Raw genomic sequence first — 23,146 nt, 5'->3', positions numbered from 1 at the left:
GACCGCAGCTAACGCGCCGCGGGGGCGATTTGTGATTGAGGTGAAAGACTTGTCGGGATGCTCAGTCCTTCCGTCCAGACAATGACAGGGCGTTCGATACGGATGTGGGCGGCGAGTCAGGGCACTGTCAACGCGACGAGGTCGACCACATGGCCGCGACTGCGGCCACACCGAGGTTCTCGAAGGTGCTCATGCCGTCGGACCACCAGCGACGTAGAGCACCTGCCCGGAAACGAATCCAGCGCCCGCACTGGCGAAGAACGACACCGCGTGCGCGACATCAGCGGGCACACCGGTGCGTGCCACCGGAATCTGCGCCGCCGCAGCATATTTGAACTCCTCGAACGGAATCCCCATGCGTTCTGCGGTGGCGACGGTCATCTCGGTCTCGATGAATCCGGGCGCGATGGCATTGACTGTGACGCCGAACTTGCCGAGTTCGAACGCGAGCGTTTTGGTGAACCCCTGCAGACCCGCCTTCGCCGCGGCGTAATTCGCCTGCCCGCGATTGCCGAGCGCCGAGGTGCTCGACAGATTTACGATTCGGCCGAAACCCGCTGCGGTCATGTGTTTCTGGGCGGCGCGGCTCATGAGGAACGAACCTCGCAGATGCACGTTCATCACGGTGTCCCAGTCGGTAGCGGTCATCCGGAAGAGGAGGTTGTCGCGCAGAACGCCGGCATTGTTCACCAGCACGGTAGGCGGGCCCAGTTCTGCGCCGACCCGCTCGACCGCGGCCTCGACGGCGGACTCGTCGGCGACATCCGCCCCGACCGCTATGGCGCGGCCGCCGTTGTTCTCGATCTCCTCGACAACTGACGCGCATGCCGCCTCATCGAGGTCGAGCACGGCCACGGCCAGCCCGTCTGCGGCCAGCCTTCGGGCGACACCCGCGCCGATGCCACGAGCGGCGCCGGTCACGATCGCAGTGTTGGAGGTACTCATACGATCACTTTCTGTTCGACGTCAAGCACCGGAACTTTGCAGTCCGGCCGGGCTCTGCACCGATCCGGATGCGTGCTCGCGCAACTTGAATTTCTGGATCTTCCCGGTGGGGGTGGTCGGGAACGTCGCGACGAAATGGACGCGGTCAGGGACCATGAACTTCGGGGCGCGAGAGGCGACGAATTCTTTGATCTCGGTCGCTGTCGTCGCGGCGCCGGGACGCAGTTGGACGTACGCGTACACCTCTTGTTCGGTATCCCCGGAGGCGACGCCGACGACCGCACACTCGATGACCTGCGGATGCGCTCGAACCTCGGATTCCACCTCGAACGAGGAGATGTTCTCGCCTCGTTTGCGAAGTGCGTCCTTGAGCCGGTCGACGAAATGGTAATTGCCGTGCTCGTCTACCTTGAAAGTGTCTCCGCTGTGATGCCATTCGCCGACGATGAGGTCGGCCGTGGCGTCCGGATCATCGTGATAGCGCAGCAGCAGCACGCCTGCATCGTGGTGCCGCACCCACAGCTCACCGGGCTCGCCGACGGCCGCGTCTGTGCCGTCTTCGCGAACCACGCGGACACTGAATCCCTCGTTCGGCCGCCCGACACCGCCGGCCGTGGACACCGATGCACCGATCGGCGCCGCGAGGGGCACATTGACCTCGGTGGAGGCGTAGCAGGTCGTCACCTCGACATCGAACCGGCGTCGAAAGCCGTCGAGATCGTCGATCAGGGGCACGATGATCATCCGCCGCAGGTTGTTTCCCTGGGCCGCGGGGTCATCGGGGGCACGGTGCAGAAACTGTGCCATCGCCCCGAGCAGGAAGGTCTTTGTCGCGGACACCTCGCGACAATCAGACCAGAAGCGCGAGACCGAGAATCGCGGCACGAGCACACACGTCGCTCCCCGCTGCAGGCACGCGTACAGAGCCGCCCAGAGACCGGCGATGTGGAACAGCGGTAGCGGTGCGTAATACACATCGTCACTATCGAGTTCGAGGATCTCCGCGACTCTGTGCGCGTATTCGAACGCATGCCGCTCGGAGACAACCCCGCCTTTCGCGCGGCCGGTAGTGCCCGAGGTGTACATGATCGCCAGCTCGTCGAGTTCGGTGCGCTGGACGGGGTGGCCCAGGGCGCCGAGACTCAGTGGGCGGACGCCCTTTTCCGCTGGGGCAGCGACGTCGGCGTCGACCAGAATGATGGTGTCCACGGTGTCTGGCCGCACCTCCAGGATCCGGTGCAGGAACCGACGCGAGGTGACGATCGCCGCGCCGCCGGAATGGGCGAGGATGTGCCGCAGCGTCTCCCCTCGGTACTCGGTGTTGATCGGCACGGTGACGATGCCACCGAGTGCCGCGCCGATCGACACCGCGGGAACGGTCGCATCGTTGTCGAGCATGATCAGCACCGAATCTCCAGGCTCGAGCGCGAGTGTCTGGAGTTGGTGCAGGTATTGCAACGCTGTGTGATGCAACTGCTCGAAGGTGATCCCCTCACCGTTGGACCGGACGGCGATCCGGTCCGGCCAGGTGGTGGCGGCGCGCGTGATCGTCGCGCCGAGGGTGCGGTGCAGGGTGGATGCTGTCATCGCTGTCTCTCGATGGTCGGTCCCGATGGGTGGCTCCACTGTCCGCGCGGAACCGGTGTCCGGCGGAATGGATTATTCGGCGGATGCGTCCATGGGAAGCATCACGTGCTTGGTGCGGGTGTAGTCGTCGAGGGCGTAGATCGAGTTGTCTCGCCCATAGCCGGACTTTCCGAATCCCACCCACGGCATCTCGGTGGTGAAGGCCAGATGCGTATTGGCCCAGACGGATCCGAACTCGAGTTGCTCGACCACGCGCAGCGCCCGGCGCTGATCTGCGGTCCATACCGAAGCCGCGAGGCCGTATTCGACATCGTTGGCCTTTGCGATCGCCTCGGCCTCGGTACCGAAGGTCTCCACCGAAATGACCGGCCCGAACACTTCCTCGCGCGCCATCTCCGTGCCAGGGGCCACATCAGTGATCACGGTCGGCGGATAGAAGTAGCCGGCGCGGTCGGGAACAGCGCCGCCGGTCACGACCTTCGCGCCGTCCTTGCGGGCCTGGTCGACCATAGCGGCGATGCGATCGCGCTGGGCAGCGCCGATTACCGGACCCAACTGCACCCCTTCCTCCGCGCAGGGATCGCCCATCACCAGGTTCTCGGCCGCCGTGACCAGCTTGTCGACCAGGAGGTCGTGCACGTCGTGGTGACACACCACTCGGGTAGCGGCGCCGCAGTCTTGACCCGCGTTGGTGTAGCCGGTTGCGACCAGGGTCTGGGCGACGTCGTCGATGTCGGCGTCGGGGAACACGACCACCGGCGCCTTTCCACCGAGTTCTAGGTGGACACGCTTGACACCGGCGGCGCTGTCACGCGCGACGGCCTGACCGGAGGCGAGACTGCCGGTGACCGCCATCATGTCGATGCCTGGATGCTCACTCAGCGCCTTGCCGATGTCGGATCCGCGCCCGAGAACCACATTGAGAACGCCCGGAGGCAGGACATCGCCTGCCAACTCCATCAGCACCAGGATCGAGAACGGCGTGAGCTGGGAAGGCTTGAGGACCAGGGTGTTACCCGCGGCCAGAATTGGCGCGATCTTCCACCCGGCCATCATCAGCGGGAAGTTCCACGGTGCCACCGCGCCGACGACGCCGACCGGTTCACGCCGGATGTAGGACAGCATGCCCGGCACATACTGGGCGGCAGCTGGTGCCTGGGCCGTGCGCGCGGCACCGGCCATGAACCGCAGACCGTCGGAGACCACCGGAATCTCCTCGAGTGCCGCGGCGAAGGGCTTGCCCCCGTTGATCGATTCGACCGCGGCGAGCAGATCGAGGTTGGCATCGACCACATCGGCCAGCGCGAACAGCATTTCGGCCCGGGCTGCGGGAGTTCGCCTGCTCCAGTCGGGCAGCGCGGACCTGGCCGCCGCCACCGCCGCGTCGATGTCGTCGCGCGTGCCGTTGGGAATCGCGCCCAGCGATTCCTCGGTGGCGGGGTTGGTCACCGAGATCGTCTCGGTGCTGTCGGTGGGGCGGAACTGCCCGCCGATGAAGTGGGTGCGCGAGACTTCGCGAATGCGATCCTCCGCGGCCGCGATGACGTCGGGGGTGATCATGTGGTTCTCCTAAATCGAGGGTGGACTGGCCATCCGGGCGGGGTCCCATTTCGATCCCGGCCCGGCCAGGCTCGGGCGCACCCCGTCGAGGTACTCGCGGACGGTGCGACCGATCGCCGGTGCGAGCTGAATTCCGTTGCCACCGGCACCGAGCGCACAGATGACCTGTGGGTTGTCTGGGTGGGGCCCGACGACGGGCTGGGCGTCGAACGACATCGGGAACAGGCCCGCCCATCCTTGGCCGAGCTGGGCGGTTTCCAGTCCGGCGAGGCGCGTGTCCAGCGCTTCCGCGATCTGCTCGATGAAGTCGGCGTCGGTGGTGTTCGAGTAGTCGTCCGGGTCCGCCGTGTCGTGGAAGGACTCTTCGGAGTGCAGGCCGGCGAACAGCCTGCGGTCGCCTTCGGGCCGCAGGTACAGTCCGGTCCGGCCGCTGCCGGGCACATAGTCCATCACCGACGGCATCCGCCGCTGGAACGGTTCGTCGAGGATGACTGTGACGGCCTGGTGCCGCTGCGGGTGCACAGCGACGGGTGCTCCCAGGGTGTCAGCCACCTGACCGGCCCAGGCGCCTGCCGCGTTGACGACATAGTCTGCGGTGAAATCGCCCTGGTCAGTGGACAATTCGACGGCGCCGTGACCGGTCGACGATGCGCCGAGGAGCTTTGTGCGCTGTCTGATCCTGACCCCGCAGTGCCTGGCGAGATCGGCCATGACATGGGCGAACAGGTGCCCGTCGACATAGCTGTCGCTGGGTCCGAGCAGTCCGCCCACACGATCGGCCATGTCCAGGAAGGGGATCAGGTCGGTGATCTCGGCGCGGGAGAGCAACCGAGCGTCAGCGATCCCTTGCCGGTGTTGCCGTTCGACGCTGAGGGCGAACGCCGCCATCGTCTGATCTGATTCCGCCAGCCGGAGGTAGCCGTTGGCAGTCAGGTGCAGTCCCGCTCGCTGCGCGAGGTCTCGGGCGAAGCGAAGGCCGAAAGCTCGGACCCTGATATCGAATTCGTCGATGTACTGGGTTTCGATGATCCCGACCGATCGGCTCAACGAGCCCTCCGCGATGTGCTCGCGGTCGAGAACTGTCACGTCGTAGCGATCCGATGTCGACAGCTCCAGCGCTGTAGCCAGGCCGACCGCACCGGCACCGATGACGACGATGCGCGCTTTGTCCACTGATAGCTCCTACTTCGTCCGTGATGGACGCTCAGGAGATGTGGGCACTGAGCGACCCCATCGGATCAGTACGTGATGATCGTGCGGCCTGACTGCCGACTGCCCATCGCGGCGAAAGCCTCGTTGATCTCGTTGATCGACGAGCGGCGCGAGATCAGCTGGTCCAGATCGAGCTTGCCCTGCATGTACAGGTCGACCAGGCGCGGGAAATCGACGGCCGGGTGGCAGGATCCGTAGTTGCTGCCGATCAGCGACTTCTCGCGATCGGACATCATCATGGGGCTGACCTCGACGGTGACACCGTCGGCCGACTGTCCGACCACGACGGTCGTGCCGCCGGGCTTGGTCAGTTCGTAGGCCTGTTCCAGCGTCGGCTTCAGGCCGATGGCTTCGAACGCCCAGTCGACACCATCTTCACCGACGATCGAGCGGACCACCTCGGGAACTGAGTCCCGACCGGGATTGACAGTCGCGGTAGCGCCCAAAGCCTTTGCGCGTTCGAGTGATTCGTCACTGAGGTCCACGGCGATGATCTCACCGGCGGAGACCAGTGCGGCACCCATCACCGCGGAGAGGCCGACTCCACCGCAGCCGATGATCAGCACAGTGTCGCCGGGCCGCACGTTCGCGGTCTTGGTGACCGCACCGACACCGGTGGCGACAGCGCATCCGATGAGAGCGACCCGGTCGAGCGGAGCGTCCTTGCGAATCGGGACCGCACCGGAGGCGGGCACGACCACGACATCGGCGAAAGCTCCGGTGGTGAGGTAGGAATACACCGGTTCGCCCGCACGTGACAGGCGGGTCGTTCCGTCCGCCATCAGGTTCGCGTACGCGGTCTCCAGTACTCGTGGGCACAGCGCGGGGCGGCCCTTGATGCAATAGGAGCAGTGCCCGCAGTAAGGCAACCAGGACAGCACGACGTGGTCGCCGACCTGCACGTTCTCTACGCCGGGGCCCACTTTCTCGACCACCCCGGCGCCCTCGTGTCCGAGCACGAGCGGACCGCTGGCCTCCCACTCGCCCTTGACGACGTGGTAGTCGCTGTGGCATACGCCGGCGGCCGCCAAGCGGACCTGGACCTCACCTGCCTTGGGGTCCTCGAGTTCGAGCTCCTGAATGGACAGATCCTTGCCGACGCCTTCGAAGACTGCCGCTGTCACCTTCATGGTCATATCCTCTGTTTCAGATTTCCGCGTCGGGCAGGCCGTGCGGGTAGGTCTTGTGCCAGTCGGCGGGCGTCAGAGCGAAGAAGCCCTGGGTACCCGGCGCGCCTTCGTAGACGACCTTGGCGCCCTTGCCGATGGTCACGACCTCGCCCGCGGGTACGGAGATCGTTTCGCCACCATCGATGTGCAGGGTCAGCTCGCCGGCGATCACATAGATGATCTCTTCGTAGGGCAGCCGCCACGGATCCGTGCTGCCGCCGCTGTCGAATCGGATGATTCCGCCACCGAGTTCAGACAACCCCTTACCGGGTGTCCGCAAGTCGACGACCATCGGTCCGTTGTCGAAGCTGAACTTGGGGTTCGACGGTGCCAGCGTCACTTTCGGTTCGGACATGTTCGCTCCTGAGTTCTGAGGTCTCTACTGGGTGGTGTAGCCGCCGTCGACGAGCAAGGCCTGCCCGGTCATGAAGTCCGATGCCCGTGACGACAGGAACACGACACTGCCGACAAAATCGGTGGTCTGGCCCCAGCGGCCCATCGGAGTCTGCTTGACGACCCACCGGTTGCCCGCCTCGTCGGCGTGCATATGTGTGGTCATTTCGGTGACAACAAAGCCCGGGCAGAGCGCGTTGACCTGTACGCCCTTGCGCGCCCATTCGAGTGCAAGCGCCTTGGTCAGGCCGATGACCGCGTGCTTGGACATGACGTAAGCGGTGTTGTCGCGAACACCGACGATGCCGAGAACCGAGGCGACGTTGATGACCTTGCCGTAACCGCCGGAGGCACGAAGGTGCGGTCCGGCAGCCTTGGACAGCAACCAGACCGATCGGGAGTTGAGGTCGATCACGCGCTGCCAGGTCTCCAGCGAAGTGTCTTCGATCGGGGAGTCGTGGTCGTCGGCCGCGTTGTTCACAAGCACGTCCAGCCCACCCAATTCGGCGACGACGGACTCGACGGTCTCTTCGATGTTGTCCGGGTCGCGCAGGTCCACCGCGCGCACGATGGGAGTGGCACCGCCCGCTTCTTCGATCAGGGCGGCGGTCTCGGTGAGGCCGTCCTTGCTGCGGGCGACGAGGGCGATCGTCGCGCCGAAACGCGCGAGTCCGATGGCGATCTCGCGGCCGAGGCCCTTCGACGCTCCGGTCACCAGGATGCGTCGTCCATTCAGGGAGAAGATCTCGCGGCTGATTTCGGATTCGGTCAAGGCGTTGCTGACAGGCATGGGGTGTCGTTCTCCGTTCGGTGAGGATGAGCTATTTATCGGCGAATTCCGAGGCGCCCTTGACGGCATCGGGACCGAGCTCCGCCTCGATGGCGGCCCCGATCTCGAAGTCGAGGGAGGACTCGAAGCTCGCCTGCAGGCCACGGTTCACCAGAGTCTTGGCGGCACCGAGTGCCCAGCCCGACTTCTCTCGCAGCTCGGCGATGACGTGCTCGACTGCCGCGTCGAGGTTGTCGAGAGGGTGGACCTCGGTCAGCAGTCCCCATTGGAATGCTTCGTCGGCCAGCATCGGCCGACCGAGCAGGAACAGCTGTTTGGCCCGCACCGGGCCGACAGTGCGGGGCAGGAGGTTGGTGAAGCCGTTGGTGACCACACGCCCGACGGCGGCCTCGGTGAACTGGAAGGTGGTGTCGTCGGCGGCGATGACGATGTCGCCACTCAACGCGATCTCCGCCCCGCCGCCGATGGCATAGCGGTGCACCTGGGTGATGATCGGCACGCGGCACTCCCGCATCGCGACCGCGACGCGCTGCATGCGTTCGGCCACCGCGCGCGCGGTGACGGTGTTGAGCGGGCCTGCGTCGGCCGCGTCTTTCAGATCGTGGCCACTGCAGAATGCTTTGCCCGCACCGCGGATGACGATCGCGATCGCATCGTCGGGAACCGCGTTGATTTCGTCATGCAGTGCGTCGAGCATCGCGTCGCTGAGTGCGTTGAGCCGATGCGGGCGGTTGAGCTCGAGGCGGTATACGCCATCGATGAATTCGACGGTGAGGTCGGTCATTGCGAAACTTTCTGTAGGAGAGAGGAACCCGGCGAGTTCCAGGAACGGAGGGCTCAGTTGAACGCGTCGGCCACGGCATCGACGACGCGGTCGACGGCAGCCCGGCTCGCGGGGCTGAACTTGGTCATGGAGATGTATCCATGGACGAGGCCGCCTTCGCGTAGCAGCCGCGTCGGAACACCGCTCGCGCGCAGCCGAGTGGCGTAGGCGATCGCCTCATCGCGCAGCGGGTCGAACCCCGCGACGGTGACGACGGTCGGCGGAAGACCTGAGAGGTCCTCGTCCCGCAGCGGTGACACGCGCGGATCGGTCCGGTCCCGATGATCGGGGACGTATTGCTCGGTGAACCATCGGATCTGTTTACTCGTCAGCGCTGGGTTGTCACTGAACTCAGTGCGCGAGCCCAGCTCCGAACCGACATCGGTGACCGGATACATCAGCACCTGCAATGCGGGTTGCACTGCGGCCCCGCGTAGCTGGTGTGCCAACACCGCGCAGAGGTTCGCACCGGCGCTGTCACCGAGCAACACGATCCGATCGGCCCGGTGGCCCCACTCGGCCGCCTTGTCCACCGTGAATCGCCACGCCGCAAGCGCATCCTCGACAGCCGCGGGGAATGGCGCTTCCGGGGCGAGCCGGTACTCGACGGACACCACATCGACTCCGGCCAGCTCGGCAATGAGCCGAGCGGGACCGTCATAGCTGGCGCGGCTGCCGAGGACGAACCCACCGCCGTGGAAAAACAGCACGATTCCGCGCGACTCGGCGGTGGCTCGGTATCTAGTGGCACGCAGGCCACCGGGTAGCTCGAGATCTTCGTCGATGACAAAGGGTGGGAAGTGTTCGGCGTAGATACGTCCCTCGTCTTCGACGAGTTCGCGGGCCTCGGCGACACTGCCGTCGCTGAAGTCGCCCGCCGCCTCAGCCAGCTTCATGACCGCGGCAATTTCCGGGGCCATCCGGTCGCCGTCGGCGTTGGTGGGTGCGGGGGCGAGGCTGTTCAGGAGTCTGGGTGGAAGATGGCCCAGCGCGATGAAGGCGGCTCGCTGAACCCGCTCGGACAGCGTCAACGCTTTCGGATGGCGTGCGCTGGTTACCCGAGAGGTTGTCGACACCATGATCAGCCCTTCGATGGCGCGGCGGTGGCCCGCCGACGAGTAGGTGGCGCCACGGCTGGCTCCTGGGTGATGTCGGCAGCTTGTTTCGTCGCGGTCTTCTCGCGGTAGAGCTTCGATTCACGATCGAGTGCCGAGCTGAATCGCAGGTTCTCGTCGATGAGCGGGCCGCGCATCATCTTTCGGTCTTCGAGGAACACCTGCTTCATCTGCCACGGTGCCGCTTCGCCCTGCTTGGGCAGCGAGGACTCGGCACGCTTCATATAGCCGGAGCCGAGATCGAGGATCGAGCGCGTGCGGGCGCCGGGCTCGGCGACAGGGACGACGGTGTCGTAACCGTGGGTGTCCATGTGGCGCAGGAGCTCGCAGAAGTTGCGGCCGAGCAGACCGATCTTCAGCGTCCACGACGACTTCGTGTAGCCGATGGCCATGAGCCAGTTGGGCAGACCCGACAGCAACATGCCGCGGTATACGAGCGAGGACGACAGATCGGCCGGGCGTCCGTCGACCGTCTGCTCGATCCCGCCGAAGAACCGCATGTTCAGCCCGGTGGCGGTGACGATCACGTCCGCTTCGAGTTCTTCGCCGGACTCCAGCGCGATGCCGCGTTCGGTGAATCGCACGATCTTGTCGGTGGCTACCGAGGCCCGCCCCTCCCGGATCGATGCGAAGAAGTCGCCGTCCGGGGCCAAGCACAGCCGCTGATCCCATGGGTCGTAGGGCGGATTGAAGTGCCGATCGACATCGAATCCCTCGGGGAGTTCCTTGGTGTTCAGGTAGCGGATCAGCTTGCGTCCGGTACGTGGGAACCGCGAGAGGAACTTCACAATCGCCCAGTCGGTCCACACGTTCTTGGACCGGGTGAGCAGATAGCCGCGTCGTTCGCCGAACAGCTTCGTCAGTGCCAGTGCCACGGAATCGATGCGGGGCATCGAGAGCAGGTAGGTGGGGGTGCGCTGCAGCATCGTCACGTGATGGGCTGCACCGGGTCCCGACAACATAGCCGGCACCATCGTGATCGCCGTGGCGCCACTGCCGATCACCACGACCTTCTTACCCGAGTAGTCGTAGCCCTCCGGCCAGTGCTGGGGATGGATGATGTCACCGGCGAAGTCGGCCCGGCCCTCGAACTCCGGGGTGTAGCCCTCGTCGTATCGGTAGTACCCGGTAGCGCCGAAAACCCAGCCTGCTTTGATCACTTGGCGCTCGACCGAATCGCCCACAGCGGCATCTACGGTCAATGTCCATTCGGCGTCATCGCTCACCCAATCCGCGGCGACCACGGTGTGGCGATACCGGATCAACCGGCCGAGGTCGTACTCGTCGACCGTCTCACGCAGATAGTCGCGGATCAGCTCGCCGTCGGCGATCGCGGTCTGGTGGCGCCAGCTCTTGAACTCGTAGGCGAAGGTGTGCAGATCCGAATCGGATCGAATGCCTGGATATCGAAACAGGTCCCAGGTCCCTCCGATGTTGTCGCGAGCTTCCAGAAGGACGACCGACTTGGTGGGGAACGCCTCCGTAATGTACCGGGCAGCGCCGATACCAGAGATTCCGCCGCCGATGATCACAATGTCGTATCGCTCTGTCGCGATTGCCGGAGTGTTCATCCTCAATGCTCCTTGGCGTGGATTCGGCGAAATGTTGATGCTCATCACAATGGCCGCGCTTGTGTAGGGCACGCCATAACGGGTTGCAACCTCTTTGCCGCAGGGAAGGTGCACTTTGAACCGCTGGGCAGCCGCGCCGCTGGTCAACTCATCCCCGCAGGGAGAACCGAACCGCACGAGGTGCAATCTGCACCGCATCGCCTCGGATCGTGTTGAGGGTTGCCGTTGAGTCCGCGCACACAACGGGCGCACAGTGAGACCTACGACACAATGGCGGCTCGCTCGGATCCATCCCTGAGCCGCCCGGTAGAGAGAAGGACAGGTCAATTCCGATGAACGCCACCCCTGCGCCCGGTCTGCGGCGAGTTCCGAGCACGGCTCCGATCAATGACATTCTGACCGTCGTCAACGAAGACGGCGGAGTGATCCTCGAAGGCCTGCTCACGGCCGATCAGGTCGCCCGGTTCAACACCGACATCGATGCCGACCTGGCCCAGCTCGCCCCGGGCAGTACCCACGCCGACGAGATCGCCAAAGAATTCCACGGCGCCAACACCAAGCGGCTGACCAACGTGATCAGCCGCAGCAAGGTCTACCGCGAAGAGATCATCGATCACGATCTGGTGCACTCACTGTGCGATGCGGTCTTCCTCGAGGAATCGGGAACCTACTGGATGACAACATCCCAGGTCATCGAGATCGGTCCTGGCAACAAGGCCCAGATGCTGCACCGTGACCTGGAGAACTGGTTTCCGTTCGTCGGCATGGGGCCGGCCGGGCCGGAGGTCATCGTCAACTTCCTCATCGCCTTGACCGACTTCACCGAAGAGAACGGCGCCACCCGGGTCATCCCGGGCAGCAATCACTGGCCCGACTTCGAAGATCGTGGGACTCCTGAGCAGACGGTGGCCGCGGAGATGAAGGCTGGTGACGCACTGTTCTTCAGCGGCAAGACCGTCCACGGTGGCGGCGCGAACCAGACCTCGAGTGAATACCGCCGCGCGCTCGGCTTCGCTCTCAACCCCGGATTCCTCGTCGGCGAAGAGGCCTACCCATTCCTCGTCGACCGCGACCTCGCCGCCACGTTGTCCCCCCGGGTCCAGCAGCTCATCGGATTCCGTTCCCAGTACCCGAAGGGTTCACCCGGTCTCTGGATGGTCGACTACCTCGAACTCGCCGACTACCTGGCGTCCCACTGACAGCCTCGCCCGTCCAGATACCCGCACAAAGAAACTAGGTCCACCTATGTCCGGTTGTTGCCGAGGCATCCAGCTGACGTCGGCCTTCTTCGACTCGAGTAGAAGCAGGCGCCAGCCATGAGCAACGATGCCTTCGAACCGCCCGCACGTGCGCTGCCCGCCGAGGACGGCGCCGGAGACGAGACCGCAGGGCGCTTGAGCCGCTCGGCCTTGATCTCTCTCTCGCTGGCGACCTACATCCCCGCTGTCTCCTTCGCCATGGTCCCTTTTCTGGTGTTCACCACCAGCGGTACCTCCGCATGGCAGGCCTCGCTCCTATCCTCTGTCGCAGTGATCTGCATCGGCCGCGCCGTCATCGAGTTCGCCCGCCGCTACGTCGCATCGGGGTCGCTGTACTCCTACGTCGGAACGGTGTTCGGACCGTGGGCGCGCTATGTGACCGCCGCGTCGCTGCTGGCGGGTTTCATCGTCGGCGTCGCCGCACTGGCCGCGGTGGTCGGAGTCTTCGTCGGCAGCTTCCTGTACGCACAGGGAGTTCATTCCGCCCTGAACCTCGGCACTCAGATATTCGTGTTCGGCGCGGCGTTGCTACTGGCGGCCGCGGTCGCGTTTCGGGGATTGGACACCTCGGTGATCGTCGCGGTCGTCCTCGCCGCACTCGCGCTGCCGCTGGTGCTCGTCATCACGTTCAGCAGCGCGTCCCACACGGGAATCGACCTGAGCAACCAGTTGAGCTTCGCGGGATTCAGCATGGCTGACACCCTGCGGGGAATCGCGGTCGGCGCGGCCTTCCTCGTCGGTTTCGAGAGCTGCGCGGCGCTGGCCACCGAGACCCGCGACCCGCGTCGCAACGTCCCGATCGCCATCATGGCCGTGCCCGTGGTGATCGGTGGCCTGTTCCCGGTGATGACGATCCTGCAGGTTCCCGGACTTACCGCGGCGGCCGACCAGCTCGCCGCGGGCGTTTCCGCCCCCGCGGCGCTGGCCATCCAATCCGGACTCGGCCATACCGTCGCCTCGGCGACCGATATCGTCCTGGCCGTCGCCTCGTTCGCGTCGTTGGTCGGTTTCGTCAACTATGGCGCCCGATTCATCGCGGCCCTTGCCGAGGACGGGCTGCTCCCCGCCCCCGCAGCCAAGATCCATCCGCGGTATCGGAGCCCCTATGTCGCGGTGGGGGTCATCTCGCTGGCGGGCTTTGCCACCATCACCGCGTTGATGGTCTGGACCGGCGACATCGTGTCGGCATACACACCGAACGCCACACTGCTGGTCTACCTGTGGGTGATTCCCTACATCATCATCTGTGTGGGCGCGATCGTACTCGCCGTCCGGCGCCAGGAGTTCAGGCCGGGATTGTGGATCGCCGCCGCCGTCGGAGCCGCGACGATGATCTGGGCCTATGCCAACGGGATCATCAATCCGCCCGCACCACCCGCAGATGCCATGATCTGGGTCGCGGGGCTCGCCATCATCTTCGTGATCGGCCTGATCTTGGTCAACGTACGTCGCGGCGACAGGCCTCCTGCATCAGACGACGACATCGACGAACCACAGCGGGCCAGACCGTAACGATTCACACCCCAGACCCGGCCGATCCCAGGCCGCCGTCGGGCAACGGCAGTACAGTCACCTGCGTGGATGTCCCAGTTCATCGCGATTGGGACTTTCACGGGGTCGATACCGCACTCCCTGAACAACAACGCAACGGAAGTCATGACCCGATTTGGTGGAACAACTCTGGCCTATCCCCTCACGGCGTGTCCGTGAGCTGATCAGCGCGATCGCCGAGGACCTCGTCAGCCGATACCAGGAGGTTCTCGAGCAGCTATGGGCAGCGTCGCTGCGTGGCCCGGAGTTCCGGGTGATCGCCGACGATCCGGTCTTGGCCGAAGCCGACCGACGTCTCAACAGCGCCAATCTCAAGCAGTGGCTCGCCTCGAACATTCAGCACCCCGGAATGCGGGTTCCCACGCACTCGAGTCCGGAGACCCTGGTCTACGCGCGCGATGTCGTCCTGCGTGGCCTGACGACCAATGACCTGCATTCCTGGCGCGCCGCCTCACGCGAGGCATTGCACTGGTGGCTCGACGCCTGCTTCGAGGCTACCGAGGACCGCGATGAACTGCGTGAACTCGTCGAAGTGTCGGCGAACTCGATGACGGTGTTCGTCGATGACTCCATCGCCGAGATGGCCGGGAACATCGAGAAGGTCCGCGACGAGTTGGCCGGCGGCGCCCAACTACAGCGCTACGCCACTGTCGAACTGCTCCTGCAGGGCGCCAGCATCGAACGTGCAAGGGCCGAAGCACAACTGGGCTATGCCTTGACCGGAAAACATGTCGCGGTGATCGTCTGGGTCGATTCCGAAGACGATGTCACACACCTCGAAACGGCAGCCGAGCAGGTCATGCGGGTCTGCGGTGCCGGGCAACGACTGACCGTGGTGGCAGGTACCGCCGGATTATGGCTGTGGCTGCCGATCCCCGCTGTCCCCCCGGTCGCGGACATCGTTGCGCGGCTAAAGGGGCTCGACGGCGCCCGCGTCGCCTTCGGCCGACCGGCCGCAGACATCGCGGGCTTCCGTCGAACCCATATGGATGCCGCAGCGGCGCAACGGTTGCTGGCGCGACTGGGATCACACCTTCGAGTCGTCAGGTACGAAGACGTCCAGCTCGCCGATCTGCTGTCAACCAATATCGCCCTCGCCGACCAGTTCATCGCCGATACGCTCGGCGACCTGGTTGCGGCCGATCCGGTCCTGCACCAGACAACGCTTGCCTTCGTCGGCGAGAGTTTCAATCGATCCGGCACCGCTGAAAAGCTCTTCACCCATCGAAACACTATCGATCGGCGGCTGGCGCGCGTCGATGAGCTGCTGCCGAGACCACTCTCGCAGGACCCTGCCAGCGTGGTCGCCGCGCTCACCCTGTTGAACATCAAGCACGGGGCTTGATCGCCGACCACGAGCGCACCGGTGCACAGTGCACCCCAATCGGCCGGGATCGTGTTCACGACTGCCCTGGAAGCGCCCGCGGTACCGGAGCACAGTGATTTGCAACTCGTGATCACTGCGTCTGAGGATCTCGATGTGGCGGCGGGAACGCCCGGGTCCCACTCCCCAGAAAGGAAGCACGATCTTGAACAGCACCGTGTCAGTACTCGGATTGGGCAACATGGGCGCCGCACTCGCCACCCTTTTCCTGCGATCCGACGCCGATGTCACCGTATGGAACCGGACATCGTCCAAGGCGTGGCCATTCGCTGACGGCGGCGCCCACGTCGCCGTCGACACCACCGAAGCGTTGCAACGCTCGGAGGTCGTTGTCATCTGTCTGGAACGCTACGCCCAGGTCCGCGATGTTCTCGGCACCGCGGCCGAATCCGCCGGTGGGCTCCTCGGCCGCACCATCGTCAACCTCACCTGGGGCACGATCGAGGAAGCAACCGAAGCCAGGGACTGGGTGGAGACTAACGGCGGACGCTACCTCGACGGCGCGATTCTCGACTATCCGGCCAACATGGGGCCGGACGCCCTGATCCTGTACTCGGGGGACGAAGCCGCGTTCGACGACCACGCCACTCTGCTCTCGATCTTGGCACGCGCCCGATTCGAAGGCACCAACCCAGCAGCGGCAAACGCACTCGGCATGGCCGGCGCGTTATTTCACAATATTGCGGTGCTCGGATTCTATGAAGCGGCCGCATACGCTGCCCACCATGGGATCGACGCCCGTAACCTGTACCACCTGACCGCAGACATCGGTTTCGACGTTTGCGCGCGTGCGTTCAGCGACGGAATAGACCACATCGAATCCGGCGACTACCGAACTGACCAGTCCACCATCGGCGTTCACTACGACACAGTCCTGATTCAGAAATCCGGCTTCGCCGAAATCGGTCAGACCGGCACACTCACTGATGCCGCGTCGAACATCCTGGGATCGGCAATCACAGCTGGACATCGGGACCTCGCCATGTCAGCGATTTACCGTCACCTCCGCCGAGAATCACGCACCTAGCGCCGGTTCGGACACCACATCATCGAGGAGTTGCATGTCCACGCTGGGCCGTTCAGCATCAGGAGCGCAGGGAATGTCCCGGGCAGAACGCGAACGACAGATCCTCGACGCCGCCACCGTCGAGTTCGGGCGGCGTGGATATGCTTACGCTTCACTCACCGACATCGCATCGGCCGCCGGCGTGTCCAGGCCATTGCTATACGCCTATTTCGGATCCCGCGACGGTTTACACAGCGCATGTGTCCGGCAGGCGGGCTCGATCCTCATCGACTCGCTGTCCCGCGTCCGGTCCGATTCCGGCGCTCAGGGCGATTACCCTTCGCCGCTGGCAACGATATTCATTGCGCTGGAGAGGCGCACACAGTATTGGTCGACCATCTACGACCACACCCTCCCCCGGTCGAGCCCCGGCTACGCCGCGGCACAGGAGTTCCAACACGTGCTCACCACCATGAGCGCGCTGTGCCTGCCCGATACCATCGCTGACGCCGACAGTGACGACCGCTCACTACTTCACGCACTGTGGTTCAGCACGATCTCGACCACCATCTCCTGGTGGAGTGAGCGTCCAGACAAGGCACCCCAAGAGATGGTTGAACGGTGGCTGCGCCTTCTCGCCCCGCTGTCCCACGCCGCGACCGCCTCCGGCCCACGACAGCTCGACTATGCACTACCCACCCGGGCTCGTCGTCAAGGATGCGGGTCGCGGCACGAACCCCGATAAATGGCAGGTCCGCTTCGTCGCCGGGGTGACAACCCGCGAACCGTGGGTATGGCTTCCAGTACGCTCCAGACGAGCAAATGAGGAGAACGAGTTGGCCCATATGCCAACAGAAGAACGCTCTGTGCAGATCATCGAGGCGACAGTCCGTGTCATTGCCGAGCACGGAGTCGCGAATGCGACCACACGCCGGATCACCGACGCGGCCGGCGCTCCGCTGGCATCTCTGCACTACTGCTTCCGAGACAAGGATGGCCTCTATCTCGCGGTCTTCGAACATCTTGCCTTAGAAGCCACTAGGATTTTCGACGCCATCGAACCAGCCGAGCTCGACATCACCGCAGCACACCTCGTCCGTCAATCGGTGCAATGGGTAACCGACCATTCGGACTACGCGTTGGCTCAGTTCGATCTATACCTGTGGATGTTGCGACACCGGCCAGATCTGGCAGCCAAGTCGTACGCAGTATCACTGAGGGCTACAACAGAAGTGCTTCGGCGCGCGGCGAAGCCGTCCGTGTCAGCAGCGGCCATCGAGAATCTCGCATCTGTTATCCTCAGTGTCTTCGATGGTCTTGTCTTGCAATGGACCTCGCATCAGGACCGAGCACGTGTAGCTGCCTCCGCAGATTCCTTCTGCGCGGGAATCCCGGCGATGTGCCACCACACCCAAAGGTAGATCTGTGTCGCTTCCGGCTGAATACTGACCCTCTGATTCCGGGTGAATGTTGACCCACCCTGTGAACGATCATGAGGTGCTGAACGTGGAGGACTGGGCGGAGATCCGCCGGTTGCATCGCGCTGAGGGCATGGCGATCCGGGCCATAGCTCGGCGGATGAACGTTTCGAAGAACACGGTGAAGAAGGCGCTGGCCTCGCATGCGCCGCCGCAGTATCAGCGCGAGCCGCGGGGGTCCGCGGTGGATGAGTTCGAGCCGCAGATCCGGGCGTTGCTGAGCGAGTTTCCGGATATGCCGACGACGGTGATCATGGAGCGGGTCGGCTGGCAGCGCGGCCGGACGGTGTTCTTCGAGCGGGTGCAGCAGTTGCGGCCGTTGTTCAAGCCGGTGGATCCGGCCTCGCGCACTGAGTATCAGCCTGGCGAGCTCGCTCAGTGCGATCTGTGGTTCCCGCCGGTAGATATTCCCCTGGGATTCGGGCATGCGGGTCGACCGCCGGTGTTGGTGATGGTGTCAGGGTATTCGCGGATGATCGCCGCGACGATGATCCCGACCCGCCAAAGCCCAGATCTGCTGGCCGGGCATTGGGCGTTGATCGACAGGTGGGGCCGTGTTCCTCGAACACTGGTGTGGGACAACGAGTCCGCGGTCGGGCATTGGCGCGGTGGCAAACCGCAGCTGACCGAGACGATGAACGCGTTCCGCGGGTCGCTGGGCATCAGGGTCCTCCAGTGCCGCCCTCGCGATCCCGAAGCCAAGGGCTTGGTGGAACGGGCGAACGGCTATCTGGAGACGTCGTTTCTGCCCGGCAGGTTGTTCACCAGCCCGACCGATTTCAACGCGCAGCTCGGCGAGTGGTTGGTGAAGGCCAACCAGCGTCACCATCGCCGCTTGGGGTGTCGTCCGGTCGATCGGTGGGAGGCCGACCGGTGCTCGATGCTCGAGCTGCCGCCGGTCGATCCGGTGGTCGGGTGGCGGTTCACCACCCGGCTGCCTCGTGATCATTACGTCCGCTTGGATTCCAACGACTACTCGGTGCATCCGGCCGCGATCGGTCGTCGCGTCGAAGTCCGTGCTGATCTCGACCAGGTGGTGATCACTCTGGCCAGCGCCGAACTCGCTCGGCATCAACGGTGTTGGGCCGATCACCAGTCGATCACTGGCCCCGACCATGCGGCTGCGGCCGCTGACCTGCGCAACGCTCGGCGCCTGAGTGCGGTCCCCGCGATCGACACCGATGTCGAGCACCGAAGCCTCTCCGACTACGACCGCATGTTCGACCTCGACGAGGCGAGCAGCAGCGAGGAAATCGCCTGATGGCCACCAAGACCTCAGCCAATGGTTCACGCAATCTCGCCTCCGAAATCGCCTATCTGGCAAGAGCTCTCAAGGCACCGACGCTCGGCAGCGCGGTCGAGCGACTGGCTGAACGCGCCCGCTCCGAAAACTGGAGTCACGAAGAGTTCCTCGCCGCCTGCCTGCAACGCGAGGTTGCCGCCCGCGAATCCCACGGCGGCGAAGGACGCATCCGCGGTGCTCGATTCCCCTCCCGAAAGTCATTGGAGGAGTTCGATTTCGACCATCAACGTTCCCTCAAACGCGACACGATCACCCACCTCGGAACCCTGGACTTCATCACCGCCAAGGAGAACGTGGTGTTCCTCGGACCGCCAGGAACCGGCAAAACGCATCTGTCGATCGGGCTCGGACTCCGCGCCTGCCAGGCCGGACACCGCGTCGCGTTCGCCACCGCCGCCGAATGGGTCTCGCGCCTGGCCGAGTCTCACCACGCCGGAAAACTGCAGGCAGAGCTGATAAAGCTCGGCCGGATTCCGCTGATCATCGTTGATGAAGTGGGCTACATCCCCTTCGAATCCGAAGCCGCCAACCTGTTCTTCCAGCTGGTGTCGTCCCGCTACGAACGGGCGAGTCTGATCGTGACCAGCAACAAACCTTTCGGCCGGTGGGGAGAGGTGTTCGGCGACGATGTTGTCGCCGCCGCGATGATCGACCGCCTCGTCCACCACGCCGAAGTCATCTCAATGAAGGGAGACAGCTACCGACTCAAGGACCGAGACCTTGGCCGCGTTCCCGCGGCCAAGACCAACGACTAACCAAACCAAGGGTGGGTCAGCCTTCAACCGGATTAGCTGGGTCACGATTCAACCGACGTTGACAAGCGTGCCCGCAGCTAAGAACTCAGGGATTGCTCGCAGGCTGAGCCATGTGCCGGTGGGCATCCACCGCAGCCTTCTTACCTGACTCGAGCGCACCTTCCATCCAGGTCATAAATGTCGTCGCGATATCGGCGGTGGCGAAGAAGACGCGCTCCTGTGGCGCGGCCAGCTCGGTGTGAGATTTACTCAGCCGACCCGGCTTGTATGCGACGAACCCCCGTGCCCAAGGGTCGGTTGCCCATTCATGACACTGGAAGTCCACCAATTCTGCTTCCGGGCACAGAGTCTTCAAGAACCGTTCAACTCCGGCGAAGTCGGTGCCGAAACTGTCTTCGCGCTCCAGATGGTTGACATAGAAGCCGGTCATCATCTGGCCGCCTTGGTCGAGTTCCTGTTCGGCAACGAGAAGAATCGCCCCGCCGGCGTTATCCGGATCCGCCAGCAGGTACGGAAAACGTGGTGCGTTGTTGACCTGCATCAGCACCTTGACCGGATAGGCCATGTGCCGCTCCCGCGATGCGGAACTCTTTGCCTCGCTTAGCGGCGGGTCGAAATCAATGTCCGCCCATGTTGCCAGCGGTGTGGCGACAACCGCCGTGCGGGCAGTGAAAACGTTGCCCGCGGCGGTGGTGACCGTGACTCCGTCGGCATTCTGAGTGACATTGGCCACTGGGGTCTCGAACCGGATATCGGCGTGTGAATCAGAAGCCATCGCACCGATCAGCGCACCGGTGCCCTCAACGAGGTATTCGTCGAGAATTCCCCAGGCACGGATGAGACTGTGTTCCATTTGCGCGATGAAGGTGAGGGGGCCGAGCGCCGAGATTTCCTCGGGGTACCGGGCAGTGAAGACGCTGCCGAAGAACGTGAACCATCCTCGAGTCGCCGGGCTGACTCCCAGTGCGTCCAAGTACTGGCCGTACGGAATGTCGAGGTCACCGACATTCTGCTGGTCCAGCGGAATGCCTGGCGAGATCCGGTGCGCGTCGGTCAGGAGCGCGAACGCCGCGCGCTCGAAATCGTAGATGTCCTCGAGCGGCACCGGCAGCGGCCCAGGATTGTGCACGCCGGCCACATAGGAAGGGTACGACTCGGGTGTCGCGCTGCGCGTCAGTGTGAGTCCGTATCTCTTGATCTCCGCCATCATGTTGACCTGCCGATCCGGCCACACCCACTGACCACCCAACTCGACCGTGCCTTCGAAGACGCCGACCTTGGAATGCTTGGACCAGGTTCGCCCACCCAGCCTGTCACGCGCCTCGAGCAAGAGCACCGAATAGCCTTGCTCAGACAGGTCCCGGCATGCCCTGACGCCGGCGAATCCGCCGCCGATGACTACCGTGTCATAGTCGTAATTCGAGTTCTGCACCTATTTCTCCAATTTAGTATGTCGGTTCGATTGCCGATGAGTACCGGATCACCCGAATCAGTCGAGTACGAATCCCTGAGCGTGCGCGACTTTCTCTTCGATCATCGCTTCGTCGACGTAGTACGAATCTCGAATGATCTTCAATGAAAGTGGATCGAAGGTGGAGAACGCCGCCACCATCCACTGTGCCTTGCGGGCCGATACCCCACCCTCGGAGCCCGCAGGCGTTGCGGAAATCTCGAACAAGACACCCAAAGTGTTCTCTTGAAGATAGGTCGCGACCGGCCTCGGCGTGTAGTCCGGGAAGGCCGACCATGTTTCAGCAAGGAAGGTGACGAGATCGGGCTTCGCCGACGTTTCGCCCGTGACACCATTGACGAAGACACAATCGTCATCGAAATAGGAGAGCACTGCGTCGATGTCGCGCGCACCCACGGCAGCGGACATGGTGGTTATCAGCTCGATACAGGTCGAGACATCGACCTGGTTCCTCATTTTTGACATAAGAGTTCCTCGAGGTGAGAGTTCGAATTCTTCCAACAACGGATCACCCCCCGGCAAGGACGTAAGCCGGTGGCGCACGCTGTCCGCCTTGTGGACGCATCCTCCAATGTGGCGTAGCTCTCACGATAGGACCCCGGCGCAAGCCGGTATAGGGCAGCTAGCTGCTATTTAATTCTGCGTGTGGTGCAACCTGCACATCCAGCGGGGGGAGCGAGACAACCCGCGAGGCTGTGCCGTTGTCTTGGCACACGACCGTCGCGCGGGAAGGGGCACAATGACCCAGCACTTGCACACCGACCTCGTCGACTTGATCTCTGCCTCCGGCGACGCCGCGCCGATCAACGCACCCTGACCCCCACTCAGCAGTTCGGGCATCTCACGCTCACCACTGGGCCCGCCTACAGCCCGTAGTTGGCTTCGATCCTTAACTGACCGCGCGAATACCGCACGTCCTCCGCGTTCCCATCTTCGTTGCCCCCGAGGACTCGGACCTGCGAACCACTGCGCGGGAGGCGTTCATCGCGCGGCACGCCCACTACTTCGCGCCGGTCCCACAGACGTGGGTGGCAGCGCAGATACAAAGTGCCAGGGATCTGGAGTAGCTGCTCGCAATTCGCGAGGTGTGCCGGATCAAGGTCAGCCACCCCGTGCCCGACGCGCCGCAGGCGGTAGCGATCCGTGCCCCGGCCTCCCGCAGCGCGGCGGTGCCTTGGCCAATCAGCGCCAACCCGATGCCGCGCTGCACTCCCAGAACCCCGGGGTGTACCAGTAGCCGAAGGCTGGCAATGGCACGCCCTCGGCAGCGTGGTCGGCCTTGGCCAGCGCCTTCCCCGGCCTGGCGATGCTCGCCGCGGACGGCGAGCAGTTCAGCGCACTGGTAGGAGGCGTAGATGCCCAGGATCGGGTGTGCTCTCTACCGCGAACGCGGCATCGGTGAGCTCGACCGCCCGGCTAGTGTTGCCCTGATGACATGATCGGGATTTCATTGGCCGTGCCCGTCGCTACCGCCCGGCCTCACCAGTGAACGCTGATCCCAAATTGCCTGGTGCACGGCCAACGTTCGTGGCTTGCCGTTGATACATGGGGAGTTGGATTGAGGGCCAGCCGGTTTGGGTCGGGCTGCTGGCAGTAATCGTGGTGCTGTACGGCGGGATCTGGCTGCCTATCATGATCGTCCTCTACACCGTGCGCGCGGTGGTGCGACGAATCACCCGACACGGGGAGACGGAAACAGCCGGCGCCGCGCAGCAGCAACAGAACAACACACCAAGCGGCGGAGGTGGGTCCGGATCTTCATACCCGAGCGTAC

At 64.1% G+C, this 23,146-nt stretch carries 20 protein-coding genes; 8 read left to right on the top strand and 12 right to left on the bottom strand.

The window, feature by feature from the left end; translation table 11 throughout:
* Window positions 1-189: 189 nt before the first annotated feature.
* The 10 genes from CRP45_RS25360 to CRP45_RS25315 all read right to left on the bottom strand — a co-directional run bounded on the left by CRP45_RS25360 (window position 190) and on the right by CRP45_RS25315 (window position 11,165).
* Complete coding sequence (locus CRP45_RS25360; protein WP_097247322.1) at window positions 190-945, bottom strand: SDR family oxidoreductase; 756 nt, start codon at window positions 943-945, stop codon at window positions 190-192.
* A gap of 21 nt (window positions 946-966) precedes the next feature.
* A complete protein-coding gene (locus CRP45_RS25355) occupies window positions 967-2,532 on the bottom strand; it encodes a class I adenylate-forming enzyme family protein (RefSeq protein ID WP_097247321.1) in 1,566 nt (521 codons plus the stop codon).
* A 72-nt stretch (window positions 2,533-2,604) separates the two neighbouring features.
* Complete coding sequence (locus tag CRP45_RS25350; protein ID WP_097247320.1) at window positions 2,605-4,092, bottom strand: aldehyde dehydrogenase family protein; 1,488 nt, start codon at window positions 4,090-4,092, stop codon at window positions 2,605-2,607.
* 9 nt (window positions 4,093-4,101) lie between these two features.
* Window positions 4,102-5,265, bottom strand: coding sequence for an NAD(P)/FAD-dependent oxidoreductase (locus tag CRP45_RS25345; RefSeq protein WP_097247319.1), 1,164 nt, complete (start codon window positions 5,263-5,265; stop codon window positions 4,102-4,104).
* A gap of 65 nt (window positions 5,266-5,330) precedes the next feature.
* Window positions 5,331-6,434, bottom strand: a complete 1,104-nt coding sequence (locus CRP45_RS25340; protein ID WP_097247605.1) for a Zn-dependent alcohol dehydrogenase — start codon at window positions 6,432-6,434, stop codon at window positions 5,331-5,333.
* Between the two features lie 16 nt (window positions 6,435-6,450).
* Window positions 6,451-6,828: a cupin domain-containing protein gene (locus tag CRP45_RS25335; RefSeq protein WP_097247318.1), complete on the bottom strand. Its 378-nt coding sequence runs from the start codon at window positions 6,826-6,828 to the stop codon at window positions 6,451-6,453.
* 24 nt (window positions 6,829-6,852) lie between these two features.
* Complete coding sequence (locus CRP45_RS25330) at window positions 6,853-7,656, bottom strand: SDR family NAD(P)-dependent oxidoreductase (protein ID WP_179831011.1); 804 nt, start codon at window positions 7,654-7,656, stop codon at window positions 6,853-6,855.
* A gap of 31 nt (window positions 7,657-7,687) precedes the next feature.
* Window positions 7,688-8,440: an enoyl-CoA hydratase/isomerase family protein gene (locus CRP45_RS25325; protein WP_097247317.1), complete on the bottom strand. Its 753-nt coding sequence runs from the start codon at window positions 8,438-8,440 to the stop codon at window positions 7,688-7,690.
* 53 nt (window positions 8,441-8,493) lie between these two features.
* Window positions 8,494-9,558, bottom strand: coding sequence for an alpha/beta hydrolase (locus CRP45_RS25320; protein ID WP_097247316.1), 1,065 nt, complete (start codon window positions 9,556-9,558; stop codon window positions 8,494-8,496).
* Window positions 9,559-9,560: 2 nt separating this feature from the next.
* Window positions 9,561-11,165, bottom strand: a complete 1,605-nt coding sequence (locus CRP45_RS25315; RefSeq protein WP_097247315.1) for a flavin-containing monooxygenase — start codon at window positions 11,163-11,165, stop codon at window positions 9,561-9,563.
* A 332-nt stretch (window positions 11,166-11,497) separates the two neighbouring features.
* On the opposite strand from CRP45_RS25315, the gene CRP45_RS25310 reads away from it, so the two are divergent.
* From CRP45_RS25310 to istB, 8 genes are all read left to right on the top strand, one after another.
* Complete coding sequence (locus CRP45_RS25310) at window positions 11,498-12,364, top strand: phytanoyl-CoA dioxygenase family protein (protein WP_097247314.1); 867 nt, start codon at window positions 11,498-11,500, stop codon at window positions 12,362-12,364.
* A gap of 117 nt (window positions 12,365-12,481) precedes the next feature.
* Window positions 12,482-13,936 carry an APC family permease gene (locus CRP45_RS25305; RefSeq protein ID WP_097247313.1) on the top strand — a complete coding sequence of 485 codons (1,455 nt, stop codon included), beginning with the start codon at window positions 12,482-12,484 and terminating at the stop codon, window positions 13,934-13,936.
* 154 nt (window positions 13,937-14,090) lie between these two features.
* Entirely contained in the window at window positions 14,091-15,320 is a 1,230-nt protein-coding gene (locus CRP45_RS25300; RefSeq protein ID WP_097247312.1) for a PucR family transcriptional regulator, read from the top strand.
* A gap of 133 nt (window positions 15,321-15,453) precedes the next feature.
* The gene (locus CRP45_RS25295; protein ID WP_097247311.1) at window positions 15,454-16,386 is read left to right on the top strand and encodes an NAD(P)-dependent oxidoreductase; all 933 of its coding nucleotides are present in this window, start codon (window positions 15,454-15,456) and stop codon (window positions 16,384-16,386) included.
* 34 nt (window positions 16,387-16,420) lie between these two features.
* On the top strand, window positions 16,421-17,110 hold the full coding sequence (locus CRP45_RS25290; RefSeq protein ID WP_097247310.1) for a TetR/AcrR family transcriptional regulator: 690 nt from the start codon (window positions 16,421-16,423) through the stop codon (window positions 17,108-17,110).
* Window positions 17,052-17,786 carry a TetR/AcrR family transcriptional regulator gene (locus CRP45_RS25285; RefSeq protein ID WP_097247309.1) on the top strand — a complete coding sequence of 245 codons (735 nt, stop codon included), beginning with the start codon at window positions 17,052-17,054 and terminating at the stop codon, window positions 17,784-17,786. Before CRP45_RS25290 ends, CRP45_RS25285 begins: the two co-directional genes overlap by 59 nt.
* A gap of 76 nt (window positions 17,787-17,862) precedes the next feature.
* Window positions 17,863-19,104, top strand: a complete 1,242-nt coding sequence (gene istA, locus CRP45_RS25280) for an IS21 family transposase (protein WP_097247603.1) — start codon at window positions 17,863-17,865, stop codon at window positions 19,102-19,104.
* Complete coding sequence (istB, locus tag CRP45_RS25275; RefSeq protein ID WP_097247308.1) at window positions 19,104-19,901, top strand: IS21-like element helper ATPase IstB; 798 nt, start codon at window positions 19,104-19,106, stop codon at window positions 19,899-19,901. The genes istA and istB overlap by 1 nt, the downstream gene beginning before the upstream one ends.
* 85 nt (window positions 19,902-19,986) lie before the next feature.
* On the opposite strand, the gene CRP45_RS25270 is transcribed toward istB, so the two are convergent.
* Both CRP45_RS25270 and CRP45_RS25265 read right to left on the bottom strand, forming a co-directional pair.
* Window positions 19,987-21,333, bottom strand: coding sequence for a flavin monoamine oxidase family protein (locus CRP45_RS25270; protein WP_097247307.1), 1,347 nt, complete (start codon window positions 21,331-21,333; stop codon window positions 19,987-19,989).
* A 57-nt stretch (window positions 21,334-21,390) separates the two neighbouring features.
* Window positions 21,391-21,828 carry a nuclear transport factor 2 family protein gene (locus CRP45_RS25265; protein WP_179831009.1) on the bottom strand — a complete coding sequence of 146 codons (438 nt, stop codon included), beginning with the start codon at window positions 21,826-21,828 and terminating at the stop codon, window positions 21,391-21,393.
* Window positions 21,829-23,146: the final 1,318 nt, after the last annotated feature.

This window comes from Nocardia amikacinitolerans (genome assembly GCF_900215415.1).
Classification (GTDB): Bacteria; Actinomycetota; Actinomycetes; order Mycobacteriales; family Mycobacteriaceae; genus Nocardia; species Nocardia amikacinitolerans.
This window is presented reverse-complemented; position numbering and strand designations above follow the sequence as displayed.

What these genes read in the sequence shown, in the direction of transcription:
- CRP45_RS25360 (WP_097247322.1), bottom strand. Translation starts at nt 945, where the DNA reads ATGAGTACCTCCAACACTGCGATCGTGACCGGCGCCGCTCGTGGCATC.
- CRP45_RS25355 (WP_097247321.1), bottom strand. Translation starts at nt 2,532, where the DNA reads ATGACAGCATCCACCCTGCACCGCACCCTCGGCGCGACGATCACGCGC.
- CRP45_RS25350 (WP_097247320.1), bottom strand. Translation starts at nt 4,092, where the DNA reads ATGATCACCCCCGACGTCATCGCGGCCGCGGAGGATCGCATTCGCGAA.
- CRP45_RS25340 (WP_097247605.1), bottom strand. Translation starts at nt 6,434, where the DNA reads ATGAAGGTGACAGCGGCAGTCTTCGAAGGCGTCGGCAAGGATCTGTCC.
- CRP45_RS25335 (WP_097247318.1), bottom strand. Translation starts at nt 6,828, where the DNA reads ATGTCCGAACCGAAAGTGACGCTGGCACCGTCGAACCCCAAGTTCAGC.
- CRP45_RS25330 (WP_179831011.1), bottom strand. Translation starts at nt 7,656, where the DNA reads ATGCCTGTCAGCAACGCCTTGACCGAATCCGAAATCAGCCGCGAGATC.
- CRP45_RS25325 (WP_097247317.1), bottom strand. Translation starts at nt 8,440, where the DNA reads ATGACCGACCTCACCGTCGAATTCATCGATGGCGTATACCGCCTCGAG.
- CRP45_RS25320 (WP_097247316.1), bottom strand. Translation starts at nt 9,558, where the DNA reads ATGGTGTCGACAACCTCTCGGGTAACCAGCGCACGCCATCCGAAAGCG.
- CRP45_RS25315 (WP_097247315.1), bottom strand. Translation starts at nt 11,165, where the DNA reads ATGAACACTCCGGCAATCGCGACAGAGCGATACGACATTGTGATCATC.
- CRP45_RS25310 (WP_097247314.1), top strand. Translation starts at nt 11,498, where the DNA reads ATGAACGCCACCCCTGCGCCCGGTCTGCGGCGAGTTCCGAGCACGGCT.
- CRP45_RS25305 (WP_097247313.1), top strand. Translation starts at nt 12,482, where the DNA reads ATGAGCAACGATGCCTTCGAACCGCCCGCACGTGCGCTGCCCGCCGAG.
- CRP45_RS25295 (WP_097247311.1), top strand. Translation starts at nt 15,454, where the DNA reads ATGTGGCGGCGGGAACGCCCGGGTCCCACTCCCCAGAAAGGAAGCACG.
- CRP45_RS25290 (WP_097247310.1), top strand. Translation starts at nt 16,421, where the DNA reads ATGTCCACGCTGGGCCGTTCAGCATCAGGAGCGCAGGGAATGTCCCGG.
- CRP45_RS25285 (WP_097247309.1), top strand. Translation starts at nt 17,052, where the DNA reads ATGCACTACCCACCCGGGCTCGTCGTCAAGGATGCGGGTCGCGGCACG.
- istB (WP_097247308.1), top strand. Translation starts at nt 19,104, where the DNA reads ATGGCCACCAAGACCTCAGCCAATGGTTCACGCAATCTCGCCTCCGAA.
- CRP45_RS25265 (WP_179831009.1), bottom strand. Translation starts at nt 21,828, where the DNA reads ATGAGGAACCAGGTCGATGTCTCGACCTGTATCGAGCTGATAACCACC.